Source organism: Leisingera sp. NJS204 (assembly GCF_004123675.1).
In the GTDB taxonomy this organism is placed as follows: domain Bacteria; phylum Pseudomonadota; class Alphaproteobacteria; order Rhodobacterales; family Rhodobacteraceae; genus Leisingera.
In genome coordinates this window covers 1,841,808-1,858,725 of the sequence record NZ_CP035417.1, presented here as the reverse complement: position 1 = coordinate 1,858,725, position 16,918 = coordinate 1,841,808, and the positions used below count along the sequence as shown (strand labels likewise).

The 16,918-nt window shown below is 60.8% G+C and carries 17 protein-coding genes; 11 read left to right on the top strand and 6 right to left on the bottom strand.

Translation table 11 applies throughout. The annotated features are described in order from the left end of the window. Positions 1-134 precede the first annotated feature (134 nt). From ETW24_RS09165 to ETW24_RS09150, 4 genes are all read left to right on the top strand, one after another. A complete protein-coding gene (locus tag ETW24_RS09165) occupies positions 135-1,271 on the top strand; it encodes a bifunctional 2-C-methyl-D-erythritol 4-phosphate cytidylyltransferase/2-C-methyl-D-erythritol 2,4-cyclodiphosphate synthase (RefSeq protein ID WP_129370775.1) in 1,137 nt (378 codons plus the stop codon). Next, a complete protein-coding gene (locus ETW24_RS09160) occupies positions 1,268-1,765 on the top strand; it encodes a phosphatidylglycerophosphatase A family protein (protein WP_129370774.1) in 498 nt (165 codons plus the stop codon). Before ETW24_RS09165 ends, ETW24_RS09160 begins: the two co-directional genes overlap by 4 nt. A gap of 2 nt (positions 1,766-1,767) precedes the next feature. Further along, a complete protein-coding gene (locus ETW24_RS09155; protein WP_129372888.1) occupies positions 1,768-2,235 on the top strand; it encodes a CinA family protein in 468 nt (155 codons plus the stop codon). 164 nt (positions 2,236-2,399) lie between these two features. Continuing rightward, a complete protein-coding gene (locus ETW24_RS09150) occupies positions 2,400-3,581 on the top strand; it encodes an ammonium transporter (RefSeq protein WP_129370773.1) in 1,182 nt (393 codons plus the stop codon). An 85-nt stretch (positions 3,582-3,666) separates the two neighbouring features. On the opposite strand, the gene tmpT is transcribed toward ETW24_RS09150, so the two are convergent. Both tmpT and ETW24_RS09140 read right to left on the bottom strand, forming a co-directional pair. Further along, complete coding sequence (gene tmpT / locus ETW24_RS09145; protein WP_129370772.1) at positions 3,667-4,308, bottom strand: thiopurine S-methyltransferase; 642 nt, start codon at positions 4,306-4,308, stop codon at positions 3,667-3,669. A gap of 95 nt (positions 4,309-4,403) precedes the next feature. Next, entirely contained in the window at positions 4,404-4,850 is a 447-nt protein-coding gene (locus ETW24_RS09140; protein WP_129370771.1) for a type II toxin-antitoxin system RatA family toxin, read from the bottom strand. 74 nt (positions 4,851-4,924) lie between these two features. On the opposite strand from ETW24_RS09140, the gene hpt reads away from it, so the two are divergent. Both hpt and ETW24_RS09130 read left to right on the top strand, forming a co-directional pair. Then, the gene (gene hpt, locus ETW24_RS09135; RefSeq protein ID WP_129370770.1) at positions 4,925-5,470 is read left to right on the top strand and encodes a hypoxanthine phosphoribosyltransferase; all 546 of its coding nucleotides are present in this window, start codon (positions 4,925-4,927) and stop codon (positions 5,468-5,470) included. Between the two features lie 268 nt (positions 5,471-5,738). Further along, positions 5,739-6,083 (top strand): RcnB family protein, encoded by a 345-nt coding sequence (locus ETW24_RS09130; protein ID WP_205877393.1) that lies wholly within the window; start codon positions 5,739-5,741, stop codon positions 6,081-6,083. Positions 6,084-6,086: 3 nt separating this feature from the next. Here the strand turns inward: ETW24_RS09130 and ETW24_RS09125 are convergent, their stop codons facing one another. Both ETW24_RS09125 and lipA read right to left on the bottom strand, forming a co-directional pair. Further along, positions 6,087-7,229: an amidohydrolase gene (locus ETW24_RS09125; protein ID WP_129370769.1), complete on the bottom strand. Its 1,143-nt coding sequence runs from the start codon at positions 7,227-7,229 to the stop codon at positions 6,087-6,089. Next, a complete protein-coding gene (gene lipA, locus ETW24_RS09120) occupies positions 7,226-8,179 on the bottom strand; it encodes a lipoyl synthase (RefSeq protein WP_129370768.1) in 954 nt (317 codons plus the stop codon). The genes ETW24_RS09125 and lipA overlap by 4 nt, the downstream gene beginning before the upstream one ends. A 209-nt stretch (positions 8,180-8,388) precedes the next feature. On the opposite strand from lipA, the gene ETW24_RS09115 reads away from it, so the two are divergent. Together ETW24_RS09115 and ETW24_RS09110 are read left to right on the top strand one after the other, a co-directional pair. Further along, on the top strand, positions 8,389-9,303 hold the full coding sequence (locus tag ETW24_RS09115; protein WP_129370767.1) for a hypothetical protein: 915 nt from the start codon (positions 8,389-8,391) through the stop codon (positions 9,301-9,303). 185 nt (positions 9,304-9,488) lie between these two features. After that, positions 9,489-10,037, top strand: coding sequence for a peroxiredoxin (locus tag ETW24_RS09110; RefSeq protein ID WP_129370766.1), 549 nt, complete (start codon positions 9,489-9,491; stop codon positions 10,035-10,037). Positions 10,038-10,109: 72 nt separating this feature from the next. Here ETW24_RS09110 and ETW24_RS09105 read toward each other — a convergent pair whose 3' ends face one another. After that, positions 10,110-11,189, bottom strand: a complete 1,080-nt coding sequence (locus tag ETW24_RS09105) for a DUF6456 domain-containing protein (protein WP_129370765.1) — start codon at positions 11,187-11,189, stop codon at positions 10,110-10,112. Between the two features lie 233 nt (positions 11,190-11,422). Between ETW24_RS09105 and ETW24_RS09100 the strand changes: the two genes are divergently transcribed. Further along, positions 11,423-11,782 (top strand): DUF6477 family protein, encoded by a 360-nt coding sequence (locus tag ETW24_RS09100; protein WP_129370764.1) that lies wholly within the window; start codon positions 11,423-11,425, stop codon positions 11,780-11,782. 15 nt (positions 11,783-11,797) lie between these two features. Here the strand turns inward: ETW24_RS09100 and ETW24_RS09095 are convergent, their stop codons facing one another. Next, positions 11,798-13,342, bottom strand: coding sequence for a trimethylamine methyltransferase family protein (locus ETW24_RS09095; protein ID WP_129370763.1), 1,545 nt, complete (start codon positions 13,340-13,342; stop codon positions 11,798-11,800). A gap of 252 nt (positions 13,343-13,594) precedes the next feature. Here ETW24_RS09095 and guaA point away from each other — a divergent pair, with 252 nt between their 5' ends. Further along, the gene (gene guaA / locus ETW24_RS09090) at positions 13,595-15,163 is read left to right on the top strand and encodes a glutamine-hydrolyzing GMP synthase (RefSeq protein WP_129370762.1); all 1,569 of its coding nucleotides are present in this window, start codon (positions 13,595-13,597) and stop codon (positions 15,161-15,163) included. A 149-nt stretch (positions 15,164-15,312) separates the two neighbouring features. Next, a complete protein-coding gene (locus tag ETW24_RS24485) occupies positions 15,313-16,830 on the top strand; it encodes a hypothetical protein (RefSeq protein ID WP_205877391.1) in 1,518 nt (505 codons plus the stop codon). The last annotated feature ends 88 nt before the right edge of the window (positions 16,831-16,918 follow it).

Genomic DNA, 16,918 nt, shown 5'->3' with positions numbered 1-16,918 from the left:
TATGCAGCAATGAAACTGCGCTTTGCAAGGCACAGCAAATCACCACTTGCCTATTTTTCAGGCACATTCCGTGGGGTGATTGCCTATCCCTGCGCCACCTCATAAACAAATGCCGAACTTATCATGAGGCCCGCATGACCACCGCAGCCCTGATCGTCGCCGCCGGCCGAGGCACCCGTGCAGGCGGCGGCACGCCGAAACAATGGCGTCCGCTGAAAACCCGCCGGGTGATTGATTGGACGCTGGAGGCCTTTGACAAAGCAGGTGTGGATCTCACGGTGCTTGTGCTGTCGCCCGATGACACCGCCGCTTGGGACGAATTCTCCGGTCGCCCCAGCCTGATCGTGGCCGAGGGCGGTGCCGAACGCGCAGTCTCTGCCCTGAACGGGTTGAAGGCTCTGGAGAGGCATGGCGTGGAAAAAGTGCTGATCCACGACGCCGCCCGCCCCTGTGTCAGCAGCGATCTGATCCACAGCATTCTCAATGCCTTGGATGAGGTACCTGCAGCAGCCCCGGCGCTTGCTGTGACCGACGCGCTGTGGACTGGCGAAGAGAACACCGTCACGGGGACTCAGGACCGCAACGGCTTATTTGCGGCGCAGACCCCGCAAGGGTTCCGCTACGGCGCAATCCTCGCTGCCCACAACGCCCATCCCGGCGGTGCCGCAGATGATGTAGAAGTTGCGCGCGCCGCAGGTCTTGACGTTGCAATCATTCCGGGCGAGCCGGACAATATCAAAATCACCCGCCCCGAGGATTTTACCCGGGCGGAACGCATTCTGGGAGCTGACATGGATATCAGGCTTGGCAATGGCTACGACGTGCACCGGTTCGGCCCCGGTGACAGCGTGATCCTTTGCGGTGTCGAAATCCCGCATGAGAAAACCCTGCAAGGCCACTCCGACGCCGATGTCGGGATGCACGCCGTCACCGATGCGATCTATGGCGCATTGGCCCGCGGCGACATTGGCCAGCATTTCCCGCCCTCCGATCCGCAGTGGAAGGGTGCTGCCAGCGAGATTTTCCTGCGCCATGCCGCCAATCTGGCGCGCGAGATGGGCTTCACCCTGTCGAACGTCGATTGCACCCTGGTCTGTGAATACCCCAAAGTCGGCCCCCACGCGGCCCGCATGCGTGACGTCATGGCCCAAATCCTGGGTATCGAGGCTGACAGGGTTTCGATCAAGGCCACCACGTCTGAACGCCTCGGCTTCACCGGCCGCGGCGAGGGCATCGCCGCCATCGCCACCGCTGCTTTGGTGAAGACATGACACCGGCGCAGATGATCGGCACCGTCTGCGGCGTTGGTTACATCCGCCCGGCCCCTGGCACCTGGGGATCGCTGGCCGCCCTGCCCTTGGCCTACGGGCTGCATCAGCTGGGCGGATTTCCCTTGCTGGCCCTGGCGACCCTTGCCTGCATCCCCGCTGGCATCTGGGCGACCAAGATCATGACCGCCGGCAGCGACGACCACGACCCATCGGAAATCGTGGTGGATGAGGTCGCAGGCCAGTGGATCGCGCTTTGGGCCATCTCCTATCCGGCCTGGGCGCATGGCATTCCTATCACCGCACTTTGGCCTGGCTGGATCAGCGCGTTCCTGCTGTTCCGCCTGTTCGACATCTGGAAACCCGGCCCTGTCGGCTGGGCTGATCGCAAAGAGGGCCCGTTTGGTGTTATGATGGATGATGTCATCGCCGGCATCATGGCCGCCATCGGCGTTGCCCTGCTGGCCGGCTTCTCGCACGGGGTACTGGGATTATGAGTGTGGATGTGGCAAAACTGATCACCCAGGCAAAGGCGGCAGGTCTCACCATTGCCACCGCCGAAAGCTGCACCGGCGGCATGATTGCCGCGGCGCTGACGGATGTTCCCGGCTCCTCCGCCGTGGTCGACCGCGGCTTTGTCACCTATTCCAACAACGCCAAGATGCAGATGCTGGGCGTGAAGGCGGAAACTCTGGACGCCAAAGGGGCGGTCAGCGAGGAGGTCGCGGCTGAGATGGCCGCAGGGGCCGTGACAAAGGCAGGTGTTTCGCTCGCGGTCTCTGTCACCGGCATCGCCGGTCCCGGCGGATCAGAGTTCAAACCCGAGGGCCGCGTCTGTTTTGGCCTGGCGCGTGCAGGCTATCCTGCGGTGACTGAAACCGAGGACTTCGGCGCCATTGGCCGCGCCAATGTCCGAACAGCGGCCCGCGATCACGCGCTGTTCCTGCTGGTGCAGGCAATTTCGTAAACCGGCCGCATTCCGGGCAGCACCTGCAAAAGCCTGCCCAAAAAACCGGCACTTGCAAAAAAGCCGCCGAATTGTGCGGCTTGCGAACCTCTGCCGCTTTTTTTCGCGCAGGTTTTCCGCTTTCTCCTGACCTCACCGGTTTTTCAAGGGGAAGGAACACTCGGATGAACGGAGCGGATACCGCATGGATCATTGTGGCCACGGCCCTGGTCCTTTTTATGACACTGCCAGGGCTGGCCTTGTTTTACGGCGGGCTTGTACGTGCCCGCAATGTTCTCAGCGTCTTTATGCATTGCTACGCCATTGCCTGTTTGATGAGCGTTCTGTGGCTCGCCTTCGGCTACACAATCGCCTTTGGCAGCGGCACCAGCGGCCTGTGGGGCGGGCTGGACAAAATGTTCCTGAACGGTGTCACCGCAGACAGCCTGTCCGGCACATTGCCCGAGGTTCTGTTTTTTGCCTTCCAGATGACATTTGCCATCATCACCCCCGCGCTGATCGTCGGCGCCTATGTGGAGCGGGTGGGCTTTGGCTTTGTCCTCGTGTTCTCGGGGCTTTGGATGCTGCTGTGCTATGCGCCGGTGGTGCATTGGATCTGGGGCGGCGGTTTCCTGGCCGATGGCGGTATCTTCGGTGAAACGGGTGTGAAGGACTTTGCCGGCGGCATCGTGGTGCATGAGACCGCAGGTATCGCTGCGCTGATCATCGCCTTCTACCTTGGCCCGCGTAAAAACCGCGCCATCCCGCCGCACAATCCCGGCTATGTGATGATCGGGGCCGCGATGCTGTGGGTCGGCTGGTTCGGCTTCAATGGCGGCTCGCAGCTGGCCGCCGACGGCGGGGCCGCAATGGCGCTGACGGTGACACATATCTCTGCTGCTACTGCGTCGCTCAGCTGGGCGATGTGGGAAAAGATCAAATACGGCAAGGCGTCGCTGGTGGGTCTGGTCACCGGCACCATTGCGGGGCTTGCCTCTATCACCCCGGCCTCCGGCTTTGTCACCCCGGTGGAGGCACTGATCATCGGCGCCATTGCCGGCGTGCTGTGTCAGGAGATGGTCAACCTGGTGCGCAACAAGATGCAGATCGACGACACGCTGGATGTGTTTGCCGTGCATGGCGTCGGCGGTATCTTTGGCACCATCATGATTGCGGTCTTCGGCGCCGGCACCTGGGCCGCGCAGCTGGGCGGGCTGGCCATTGTCGGTGTCTTTACCGTGGCTGTGACCATTGCGCTGGTGAAAATCTCCGCTTTCATCACGTCTTTGCGCGTGGATCTTGAAAGCGAGACCAACGGCCTCGATCTTTCAGTACATGGTGAGCGTGCGTACGACATGAACAGCTGACCCCGGCTATGGCGCATGCCGCCCCTCACGGCAGACGGTGCAATTTCCGCACCGGGCGGGTCCCCTCGGGGGCCCGTCTTGCGTTCTAAACCAGCGGTTTCAGCAGCCAGGCCTGCTCCAGCGCATTGCAGCGCTCACCGATCCGGCCGTCTGCCGCACGTTCCTCGGCAAGCGTGATTGCATGGGTTTCCTGATACAATGTCTGCACAGTTTCACCTGGCACCGAAAACGGCGGTCCCTGCATCAAAGACTGGTCATAATCAAACCCGACCAGCAACTGTTGTGCCGGGCCTGCAATCCTGTTGATGTGCGCGGCATAGGCCTCGCGATCCTCAGGCTTGACCGCGACCAGTGCCGCCCGGTCGTAAATTACATCCACTTGGCCAATATGCGCCGGGGTCAGCGCAAAGAAGTCACCCGCAAAAAGGGTCAGAGCGCCCGCCTGGAAACATATAAGGTCCCCTTGCCGGATCACCTCAGGCTCCAGACCCTGGCGGGCAAAAACCTCCTCAACAGCGCCCTGATTGAATTCAATCCCGGATACCTGCAGCCCTTGGGTGCACAGCCAGTCCAGGTCCAGTGCCTTACCGCAAAGCGGCACAAAAACCGACTGGCCCGCGTGCAAGCCCAGCTTTGGAAAATGCTGCGTCAGCAGGGTGTTGGGCGCATCTTCGTGAAAGCCGATCCGGTTCTCGCGCCAGCGCGCCTGCCAAAAATCCTGTTCCATCCCGGCGCAACCCTTCCTGATTGATATTGAGACCAGCCCCGATACAACTTCAAGCCCGCCTCAAGTCAATTCAGAAATGCCGGTCAAAGCGCGTGTCAGGTGTACAGCTCCGCCGCCCGGCGTTCAAAAGCGCGCACAATGCGCTGCATCGCCTCGTTGAAGACCACGCCGATGATACCCTGCAGCACCGCGTTCTTGAATTCGAAATCAACAAAGAAAGACACATCGCAAGTGCCGTCCTCGCGCGGGGCAAAGGCCCAGTGGGACTTCATGTAGCGAAATGGGCCGTCCAGATATTCGGTATCGATCTTACGCTCGCCCGGATACAGCGTCACCCGGCTGCCAAAGCGTTCACGGAACACCTTGAAGGAGATTACCAGATCCGCCTCCAACACTTCGGCCCCGCCGATCGGTGCGCGGCTGCGGATGCGGGCGGCGGCACACCAGGGCAGGAATTTCGGGTACTGCGCGACATCAGCCACCAGATCGTACATCTGCTGCGCCGAATAGGGCATCTGGCGGGTTTCCGAGTGTGTAGGCATCGGCCTGCTGATTTTCTGCTACAATTGTGCCGCGTCATGTCCTATGAACGCGCGGGAAATTCAAGGGGGCAGCCATGTCACAGCGTCCATATGTCATTGATGTGATGATCTCGGCCAAGGCCATTGCAGCACGGATCGAAGAGCTTTGCGGGGAAATCAAGGCTGAATTCCGCGATACTGACAAGCTGGTCGTGGTTGGCCTGTTGCGCGGCAGTTTCGTATTCATCGCCGATCTGGTGCGTGAGCTGGACCTGCCGATCGAGGTTGATTTCCTCGAGGCATCATCTTACGGCGACTCAATGGAAAGCAGCCGGGAAGTGCGTATTCTCAAGGACTTGCGCGGCGCAATCGAAGGGCGTGACGTGCTGGTTGTGGAAGACATCGTCGACACCGGCCACACGCTGAACCATGTCACCCACCTGCTGCAAAGCCGCAATCCGGCGCGGCTGAAATCCATTGCGCTGCTGGACAAGCCATCGCGGCGTGAAGTGGATTTCCGCTCGGATTGGGTGGGTTTCGAAATCCCCGATGAATTTGTTGTCGGTTATGGCATCGACTATGCGCAGCGCAACCGGAACCTGCCGCATATCGGCAAAGTGCGGTTCACCGGCGAGGACTAGGCCAAGCCCCAAGCGGCGGGCGGACTCGCCCGCCCTGCGCGTGCCTAGGTGACCAGGCACCCTGCGTGCCCCTGCACACGACCTGTGCAGCCAGCCGCAGGCTTCGTGCAGAAATGCCACAAAATTCAGAAACCTGCGCGCCGCCGCGTACCGGCACAGCTCCGCCTGCCGGCCCGCTGCTGCCGGCGGTTTCCAGCGCAGCGGATTTGCCTTTTCTGCCCGTCTCGATCAACTGAAGCGCAGAAGCAGTGACGACAGGAAATCCGCAATGAAGAAGGTAATGGCGGCAGCCGCAGCAGCAGCCATGGGTCTTGCCCTTGCCCCCGAAGTGTCCCACGCAGGACCGCCGAAATGGGCGCCGGGCCACAAGAACAGCGCGGCTCATTATGCGCCGGGCCAGGTCAAGAAACGCCAACGCGCCAAAAACGGCCCTGATCACGGCCATATCCAAGGCGGTGATTGGATTTATGTGGATGACTACCACCGCTGGGGGCTGGAGCCGCCGCGCTACGGGCACCGCTATGTGCGCCAGGGCGACAATATCTTTGAGGTGGTCAAAGACACGCTGGCCATCATCGGCGCAGTTGCCGTTGTTGATGCGCTGGTGAATTGACAGTCAGCCCAGCAGGTTTCTGAGCGTGTGCAGAAAGATCCCGGCGCCGGCCGGGATTGCCGCATCCGGGAAATCGAAATCCGGGTTGTGCAGCTGCGGCTGATCTTCGCCGGAACCCAGCCAGAACATCGCCGCCTTGGCGCGCTTGCCGAACTGGCCGAAATCCTCGGACCAGCGCTGCGGATAGTCCCGCATCTGCGCCGGGTGGCCGGCTGCGGCGCAGGCGGCCTGCAGCACCTCCACCGCCTCCGGGTGGTTGGTGCAGGCGTCAAAGACATCGTCGAATTCAATTGAAAGCCCCAGCCCCTCGGCCGCGCAGACCTGTTCCGCCAGTGCTGCGGCATCTGCAATGAGCTGGTCCATCCGCGCATCAGTGACAGTGCGCAGGGTGGCCCAGACCTCGCCCTCCCCCGGAGCGATGCCAAAGGCGGCTTCGCCCAGCCGGGCATGGGTCAGCGTGACCAGCGCAAAATCCGCCCCCGGATCACCACCGCTGCCCAAGGCAACCAGGCCCGGCAGAAGCTGGGAAATGGCACCTGCAGGCGACACCCCGTCCTGCGGCGCGGCAGCGTGGGAGGTCTTGCCGGTCAGTTTGATCCGCATTCCGCGCGACGCGCAATTAGCTGCGCCGGAGCACAAGGCAACCTGTCCCACCGGAAGCCCCGGCAGATTGTGCAGGGAGAAGGCATAGTCCGGTGCGATTTGCTGGAATGCAGGATCAGTAATCACCGCCGCGGCACCCTTGCCGGTTTCCTCAGCGGGTTGGAACAGAAGCACGGCGCGGCCCTGCGCGGGGCGCTGTGCCGCCAAGTCCTCTGCCAGTGCGGCAACCATCGTCATATGGCCATCATGGCCGCAGAGATGACCGCGGCCCGCGTGGGCGGATCGATAGGGGTGATCCGAGAGTTCCTCAATCGGCAGCCCGTCGAGTTCACAGCGGATGAGGACCGTGGGGCCGCCCGCCCGGCCCTCATAGACGGCAGCAACACCGTGGCCGCCGAGGGAGGTCAGCAGATGGTCTGGGGAGTGCCCGCGCAGATAGTCCGCCACCATGGCAGCGGTCTTTTCCTCTGCGCCGGAGACCTCCGGGATCTGGTGCAGGGCGCGGCGCAACCGGGTCAGCTGCGCCAAACGCTCAGGCGTCATGCAAGCCCCAGTTTCTTATTGCGGGCATCGCGCAGGCGGGCAAAATCATCACCGGCATGGTAGGATGAGCGCGTCAGCGGCGTTGCCGAGACCATCAGGAAGCCCTTGCCATAGGCGGCTTTCTCGTAGGATTTGAACTCCTCCGGCGTCACGAAGCGGTCCACCGCGTGGTGCTTGGGCGTCGGCTGCAGGTACTGACCGATGGTCAGGAAGTCGATGTCGGCAGCGCGCATGTCGTCCATCACCTGCTTCACTGCCTGCGCGTCTTCGCCCAGGCCAACCATGATGCCGGATTTGGTGAACATCGACGGGTCCAGTTCCTTGACCCGCTGCAACAGCCGCAGCGAGTGGAAGTAGCGGGCACCGGCGCGGACCTCCGGGTAGAGGCCCGGCACGGTTTCCAGATTGTGGTTGAACACGTCAGGCCGCGCTTCCACGACTTTTTCCAGCACCGAGGGATCGCATTTCAAGAAATCCGGAGTAAGGATTTCGATGGTTGTTTTCGGCGAGCGGTGGCGCACCGCCCGGATGGTTTGGGCAAAATGCTCGGCGCCGCCGTCCTCGATATCGTCGCGATCGACCGAGGTGATGACAACGTGGTTCAGCCCCAGCTTTTGCACCGCATCCGCCACCCGGCCCGGTTCAAACACATCCAGCGCCTCGGGCGGCTTGCCGGTGGCGATGTTGCAGAAGGAACAGGCGCGGGTGCAGACCTCGCCCATGATCATCATGGTGGCGTGGCCCTGGCTCCAGCATTCGCCGACATTGGGGCAGCCGGCTTCTTCACACACCGTCGTCAGCTTATTGTCGCGCATGATTTTATGCGTTTCCGCATAACCTTTGCCGCCCGGCGCCTTGACCCGGATCCAGCTTGGCTTTTTTGGCTGAGCATTATCGGGACGATGCGCCTTTTCGGGGTGGCGCTGCTCCGGGATCTTTAGGTCTCTCACGTGGGTTTCCCTTCCGGCCTTTGGCGTTCTGCGCAGGTTTAACATAGCTGAATTGGCTTGGCACGGGCATATCGTCAACCCTGCCCTGCAGCCTTATCATGGCTCAAACTTCGCAAATGCGCCGTTTTCCTTTGCCAAAGTGACGCTGGGGAACACATAATTCACGCGAAGCAATAAGATTTCGCCGCAAATCATTCAGGGAGGGACGCATGGCCAAGGAGCTGGAAAAGTTCAAAGCAGAACACAAGAAACTGGCTGCAGACAGCAAGAAATTCACTACCGCTGAGGGCGAAAAGCTTAAGAAACGGGTCGGCATTTCCCTGGGCAACGCCTGGGAGGGCGAAGACTATTTCCGTGAAAGCCTGGCCAAAGCGCGCAAGGACGGGGTCGAGTCCAAGAAGATGGCGGACCTGCAAAAGAACAAGAGCTTCAAGGACGGGCTGACCACCTGGAACAAGGCGGTGGATATCCATCAGGAAGAACTTACTGCCATGCTGGGCTTTTGCGGCGATGCCAAGGCGCATCTGGCGAAGCTGGACAAGCTGCTGGCCGACATTGGCAAGGACTTGAAAAAGCGGTCCAAGACGTCGGCCTCGAAGAAGGACATCGAAGCCCTGCAGGACAAGCTGACCAAGGAAGCCGCCGAAGTTAAGAAAGCAATGCAATATGAGGGCAAGCTGAACGCGGCGCAGAAATTCTATGCTGCGAATTTTCAGAAGACCGTGGACAAGATTCTGAAGGAAAGCGATGAATCGAAGGATAAGAAGCTGGATGCAACCGAGCTGCCGCAGCTGTTGGTGGACCGGAACCTGAAGAAATACACCAACCGGGTCGGGGTGCTGGTAAAGGCGATCAACGCCCATTGCGTATCGGCCATCGACAAGGCCGGGCAAGACCTGAAAGCCGCAGCGCCGGATCTGAAGGCAGCGGCGGCGAAATACAAAGACCTGAAGAAAATCAACGACCAGTACCAGACGGTGAAAAAGAAGTTCCCCGGCATAATCAACGATTCCAAGGACAAGAAGAAGCTGCTGGCCACATTGAAGAAATTCAATGACCTCACTGCCGCGGCCGAACGCAAACTGCGCGGCACCACGGTGACAATCAAGAAGGCGGCGGCCTGACCGGCAGCACCTCTCCTGAAGGAGGAATAACCACGCCCGGCACGCCGCCTTTTGGCGTCCGGGCGGCGCATCTGCGGCGTCTTGTCCGGAACCTTCACAACTTGCTCACGGACTTGTTGATACCGGCTTAGAATCGTTTTAAGCCTGCCCGCCGAACGAACACCCACCTTCAGGAGCATTCCGAAATGAAAGCTGGCGTTAAGCTGCCCGACGTGACCTTCCACACCCGCGTCCGTGACGAAGCGGTCGAAGGCCCGAACCCCTTCCGCTGGGAAGACAAAACCACTGCGGATTATTTTGCAGGCAAGCGCGTTGTGCTGTTCTCGCTGCCCGGCGCCTTCACCCCGACCTGCTCGACCTACCAGCTGCCGGGCTTTGAAAACGGCTTTGCCGACTTTCAGGCCGAAGGCATCGACGCGATCTATTGCATGTCGGTCAACGACAGCTTTGTGATGAACAAATGGGCCGAAGCGCAGAACCTGAAAAACGTGGACGTGATCCCGGACGGCTCCGGCGAATTCACCCGCAAGATGGGCATGCTGGTCGCCAAGGACAACCTGGGCTTCGGCAACCGCTCCTGGCGCTATGCCGCCATCATCAACAACGGTGTTGTTGAAGCATGGTTCGAAGAGCCGGGCCTGTCCGACAACCACGGCGATGACCCCTATGGTGTCTCATCGCCCGAGACCGTGCTGAAGCACCTGAAAGACGCCAAGGCAGAAGTCGCCGCCTAAGGCGTTGCCAATTCAGGCACTTATACGGGTCCGCAAAATGCGGGCCCGTTTTCGTTTGCCGGGCCTGCGCGGTCAGCCGATCAGCTCAGCCTCCTGCGCGCTGGTCTCGCCGTAGTAATCTGCCAAATGCTGCAGCGCGATACGCAGCACCACCTTGCCCGAGCGCGCAGGCCAGCCCAGATTGCGTTCAGCGGTTTCCAGCCCTTCCAGATGGCAGCAGCAGCGCAGAGCGATATCGCTCAGCCCCATCCCCAGCGTCTGCAGCGCCTCTGTCATGCGCTTGCGCGCCGCAGCCCCGGCTTCCTGGCTGCTGCTGCGCAGCTCTTGGCTGCCTTTAGCAAAATACAGCTTCTCCTGCATCAGATGGCTGCTGATCTGAGCCAGCTCGAAATCCTCCCGCAGGCGCTTTCCGGCGCTGATCATGCCTGGGGTCAAAAAGGAATTGCCATCCTTGTCCGACAGCCGGGCCAGCATCTCCAGCGGCGTCTCGGATCCGCCGTAGCGCGGCTTGCGGCCATAACTGGATTTGTCGCTGTCTTCGGGCGCCAGAAACGGCGTCTGGGCTTCGGCAAAGCCGCCCTCCAGACGGGCCCGCGCCCGGTTCTCCTGATCGGCAATAATCCGGTTTAAGGCGCTGCGCCCTGATGGGGTGATGGCATACCGGCTGATCCGGCCCCGGCGGGCACAGGAAATCCAGCCGGTCAGCGCCAATGCACCGGCCAGCGGGCGCGAGACGGCCACTTTCTGTCCGTCTGCCTCGGTGCCTTCGCGCACCACCACGGCCATTTCCATGCCCTCAGCCGCAGCCAGAACCGCACCGCCGCGGCTGAGCAGGGTCAGAACACTGGCGGCCTCCTGCTCGAACCCGGCGGTCAATCCCCGTCCCGCCGGTTTGCCCGGGCCGGAGCCGGATTTTCCGGGTTTCCCCGGTGCTGCCTGGTAACGCCCGGCAAGGTAGGTCAGAACTTCGTCGATCAGCGGATCATCCCGCAAGGTCTCCACCCGCCTGACCTGCCGCAGGATGGTGGAGGGATGACACCCGGCCTTGCGGGCCAATTGCCGGATCGGGCGGCCTGCCTCTGTGTGCTGAAGGTATCGGCATGTCTCAAGCGGCACCCAGCCAGGCAGGGACGCGTGCGGTATGTTTTGCATATATCAAGCCCCGGTCGTCAGCCAGGCCAGCCTGTCAGCCGCAATCAATAGCGCCTGAGGCTTTTCCACGTACGCCTGACTGTAGTTGAACAAATGCGCGGATCAGGCCCCATTGTTTCCAGAGAAAACATAATCATCACAAAACGTACCGTTCGCCGGTAGCCCCCTCGCCGCAACACCACAATAGGTTGTGATATAGCAGATCCGGTACAGAGAATTGAAAGGAGAGGACCATGCAGGACGTATACACCCGGCTTACATTGCTCCGGCGCCCGCGGATTCTGGCAAGGGCTGCTCGGCTGGGGGCGCAGAACTATAGCCGACAGCGGGATCTGCGCCGGATTTTGGGGTACGGGACCCTGCCCAAGCCGGTAGCTGCCGTAATGCAGCTCCTGGAGCTGGAAAGCGCGCAGGACACCGCACGCAAGGCAGGTGAAGCGGGATATTCGCTGATCCGGCATGTGGATGTGCTGATCGCGCTGGCGGGCGAAGCCGCCTTTCTGCGCAATACTGCGACCCGGCCAAAAACAGAAACGGCGGCCTTTCAGGACCGCCGTTCTGCTGCGGCAGAGGCGACTGCCCCCTGCCCCTAAGCTGTACCTGCGCGATTACATGAACGCGTCGGGCATCGAAGCTTTCTTTTCAGTCACATACTCGTCCAGAGCCATTTTGATGGCCGGGTCCAGCGCCGGCTGCTCGTAAGTGGCCAGCAGTTTCTCGACGCGGTTGGTCGCCAGCGAATAGGTGTCGCGCGCGCCTTCCTCTTCCCACTGCTCAAAGGGTTTGTAGTCGAGCAGTTCGGACTTCCAGAAGGCCGATTTGAAGTTCTCCTGGGTGTGGGCGCAGCCCAGATAGTGGCCGCCGGGTCCGACTTCGCGGATGGCGTCCATCGCCTGGGCGTTTTCGTCCACCGACACGCCTTTGGCCAGGCCGTGCAGCACACCCAGCTGGTCGGCGTCCATCACGAACTTCTCAAAGTCGGCAACCAGGCCGCCTTCGAGCCAGCCGCAGGAGTGCAGCTGGAAGTTCACGCCCGACAGAAGACCCATGTTGAGCGAGTTCGCGGTCTCATAGGCCGCCTGCGCGTCGGGCAGTTTGGAGCCGCAGAAAGAGCCGGCCGAACGGTACGGCAGGTTCATGCGGCGGGCCAGCTGGCCGGCGCCATAGGTGATGTGCGACGCTTCCGGGGTGCCAAAGGTCGGCGCGCCCGAGTTCATGTCGATCGAGGTCACCATGGCGCCAAAGATCACCGGCGCGCCTGCGCGGCACAGCTGGCTGTAGGCGACACCGGCCAGAACCTCGGCCAGAACCTGCGTGAGGGTGCCCGCAACCGACACCGGCGCCATGGCGCCGCCAACGATGAAGGGCGAGATGATGCAGGCCTGATTGTTCTTTGCGTAGACTTCCAGCGAGCCCATCATCACATCGTCGAAAGTCATCGGCGAGTTGATGTTGGTGAGCGAGGTCATCACGGTGTTGTTCTGCACGAACTCCTTGCCGAACAGGATGCCGGCCATGTCGACCGAGTCCTGCGCGCGGCTGGGTTCGGTAACCGACCCCATGAACGGTTTATCGCTGAGGGTCATATGCGCCATCAGCATGTCCAGGTGGCGCTTGTTCACCGGGATATCGGTAGGCTCGCAGACGGTGCCGCCCGAGTGATGCAGCCATTTGGACATATAGGCGAGCTTCACGAATTTGTTGAAGTCATCCATGGTCGCGTAGCGGCGTCCGCCTTGAGCGTCGCGCACAAACGGCGGGCCGTAGACCGGCGCCAGCACCATGTTGCGGCCGCCGATAACCACGGATTTCTCCGGGTTGCGGGCGTGCTGGGTGAACTCGGACGGAGCTGTTTCGCACAGCTTGCGGGCCAGTCCGCGGGGGATGCGCACGCGCTCGCCGTTGACGTCTGCACCGGCTTCGCGCCAGCGCTCCAGCGCCGCCGGGTTGTCAACGAAGTTGACGCCGACCTCTTCCAGGATGGTATCCGCGTTGTATTCGATGATCTCCAGCGCTTCCTCGTTCAGAACCTCGAAGTTCGGAATGTTGCGCTCGATGTACTTCGCGGTCTCGATCTTGACGCTGGTGCGTTCGGCGCGGCGGGCGGCGCCGCCGCCACCCCGTGCGCGACGGCGCGGTGCTGCTTCTGTCATGGTTTATCCTCACCACAGGCATTTCATTGCGATGGGTATTATAGCCACCTCACACCACGCCGCCGCAGGATTACGGCCATTCAAGTTGAAAAGCGACATTGGCGGGGCATTTTGCACCATTTGCACCGTGACTGTGAACTTTCGCATACCCTGGCCAGCTTCAGGACCGGTCTGCCGTGAAAATCGCGGCTGCGGGCCGGCGCAGGCGCAAACCCTCTTGCGGAAAAGGCATTCCTGGCCTATGGCGCGTGCATGACAGAGACATCCCATGACCGCCTTCTCATCATCGACTTTGGCAGCCAAGTCACGCAGCTGATTGCACGCCGCCTGCGCGAGCTGAACGTCTATTGCGAAATCCACCCCTATCAGAATGTCACCATGGAGTTTGTGCGCGAGCTGGCGCCCAAAGCTGTGATCTTCTCGGGCGGGCCGGACAGCGTGACCCGCGAAGGGTCGCCGCGTGCGCCGCAGGAGATTTTCGACTATGGCGTGCCGATCCTGGGCATCTGCTATGGCCAGCAGGTGATGATGCACCAACTGGGCGGCACGGTTGAGAGCGGCCACGGCACCGCCGAATTCGGCCGCGCCTTTGTCTCCCCCACGGTGGAGACACCGCCGCTGCTGGAAGGCTGGTTCACAGACGACAGCGACCGCGAGCAGGTCTGGATGTCGCACGGCGACCACGTGAGCAAGATCGCCCCGGGGTTTGAGGTCTACGGCACCTCCCCCAACGCGCCCTTTGCCATCGCCGCCGATGTCAGCCGCAATTTCTATGCGGTGCAGTTCCACCCGGAAGTGCATCACACCCCGAACGGTGCCAAGCTGTATGAGAACTTTGTCAAACTGGCGGGTTTCTCTGGCGACTGGACCATGGGCGCCTACCGCGAGCAGATGATCGAAAAGATCCGCGAGCAGGTTGGCGACAAGCAGGTGATCTGCGGTCTGTCCGGCGGCGTCGACAGCTCGGTGGCTGCGATTCTGATCCACGAGGCGATCGGCGATCAGCTGACCTGTGTGTTTGTCGACCACGGCCTGTTGCGCAAGAACGAGGCGGAAGAAGTTGTCGCGATGTTCCGCGACAATTACAACATCCAGCTGATCCACGCGGATGAGCAGGAGCTGTTCCTGGGCGAGCTGGACGGCCAAAGCGACCCGGAAACCAAACGCAAAATCATTGGCAAGCTGTTCATTGACGTGTTCCAGAAACACGCCAACACGATTGAGGGCGCCGAGTTCTTGGCACAGGGCACCCTGTACCCGGATGTGATTGAATCGGTGTCCTTCTCGGGCGGCCCGTCGGTCACCATCAAGTCGCACCACAACGTGGGCGGCCTGCCGGAGAAGATGGGGCTGAAACTGGTCGAACCCCTGCGCGAGCTGTTCAAGGACGAGGTCCGCGCATTGGGCCGCGAGCTGGGCCTGCCCGCAAGCTTCATCGGCCGCCACCCCTTCCCTGGACCGGGTCTGGCAATCCGCTGCCCGGGCGAGATCACCCGCGAAAAGCTGGAGATCCTGCGCGAGGCCGATGCGGTCTATATCGACCAGATCCGCAAGCACGGTCTTTATGACGATATCTGGCAGGCCTTCGTGGCCATCCTGCCGGTCCGCACCGTTGGCGTGATGGGCGACGGCCGCACCTATGATTTTGCCTGCGCCCTGCGCGCGGTGACCTCGGTCGATGGCATGACAGCCGATTATTATCCGTTCAGCCATGAATTCCTGGGGGAAACCGCCACTAGGATCATCAATGAGGTCAAGGGCATCAACCGCTGTACCTATGACATTACCTCGAAGCCTCCCGGCACCATCGAGTGGGAATGATCTGAAAGACCTTCAGCCCCGGCCCCTGCGGCCGGGGTTTTTATTTGGCCGCGGCCGACGCCTTTGCCGCAAAATTGCCTGATCTGGTTAACCAATCTGTCAGGCATTTTTGAAATATTTCCCCAAACACAGCCGGTTTGGAGAATCCAATGATCATTTGCCACCCGTTGAAGCTGATCTTTATTAAGACCAAGAAGACCGGCGGCACGTCGTTTGAGATCGCCCTGTCCAGTTTCTGTGACGACAACAGTGTCATCACACCGGTTTCTTCTGAAGACGAAGATACCCGTGCCGGCCTGGGCTATTGCGGCGCACAGAATTTTGAGAGCCAAACATGGCCGGACGGGTCACAGAGTCTGGAAACCTTCTATAATCACATGTCCGCGCCTCAGGTCAAAGCACGGATCCCGCAAGAGATTTGGAACAGCTACACCAAAGTCACGATCTGGCGCGACCCTTTTGACGCCGCGATTTCCAGGTATTTCTGGGAAGGCGGTGAAAGGACCGGAGCTGACTTTGGAAAGTTCGTAAGTCTTTGCCGAAGCACTTTGGCTGATAATCCGCGCATTGCACCGCTGGACGGCCCCGGCGCGCTGGATGTCTATCTGCGCTATGAGCACTTGGAAAAAGACATCGCAGCACTTGGCATAGACGGGCTGTGGGAGCGGTTTTCCAACCTGCGCGCCAAGGGCGCAATTCGCCCGAAGTCCGGTACCGAACCGGCAGCCATGTTCCGCAAATTCCCAATGGCCGCGGATGTTATTGAGGAACAATGTGCCGCTGAGATCCGCAAGTTCGGCTATCAGCGCCCAGCTGATGCTCCAGCTGCTGCAGTCTCGTTGCCAGGGACCGAACAGACCGGCAAGCGCGACTTCATCTTCACCCTGTCCGCCGGACGAACCGGCACGGCCTGGCTGGCTCAGTTCCTGAAGGACAACCTGCAGATCAATTCAGTTCATGAGCCTTTGGGGGTAGAGGATTTCGGAAAAGCGATGCCCGAAATCCGCCATATGCGCAGCTTCAACACCCTAGGCATGGACGGGATGATGTGGGATTTCTGGCAAAAAAAACTTGCCTCCCTGCAAGCGCCTTATGCGGAATCCAATCATACCCTGGGTAAATGCGGGCTGATCGAGGCACTGGCAGACAGTAGCATCTGCAACCGGACCACGGTTATCATCCTGCGCCGCGACCTGGCCAAGCAATGCGCCAGCTATGTCGGCCGCAATGATTTCCAGAACATAACCATCTCCTGGCAGTGGTATCTGGACATGAGCTACGCCAATACCATTGTGACGCCGTCCGCTTTCCGGCAGCTGGGGCAGATCGGCTGGGCGCTCTGGTATGCGCTGGAGATGGAGGCACGCTATGCCTATTACCTGCTGAAGTTCGGGCAGCAGATCAACTTTGTTGAAACCACATTGGAAGAGGCCACCAAACCGGAAGGTGCCGCCCGCTTACTAGCGGCATTGAACCACTCCGGCCAGCCGGTACTGCCGGAGAAAAAGAATGCCACCAGATCTCAATCGGAAGTGACTGAGGCATTGACCGGTGAAATCCGCACCCTTTTGAAACGGGTGGATTTTGACCCTGTAGCTTTGGCGACATCTTATATCAATTCAGGCCGCTCCCTGGATTCGCCAACCATGCGCCGCAAAGCGGCGTAAAGCCAAACGTCTGGCGTACTCCGGCCAAACCGGACACTGTCCAAGCCTGTGCCAGATCAGCCGCATCCGCAGCTTGTTGTACTTGACC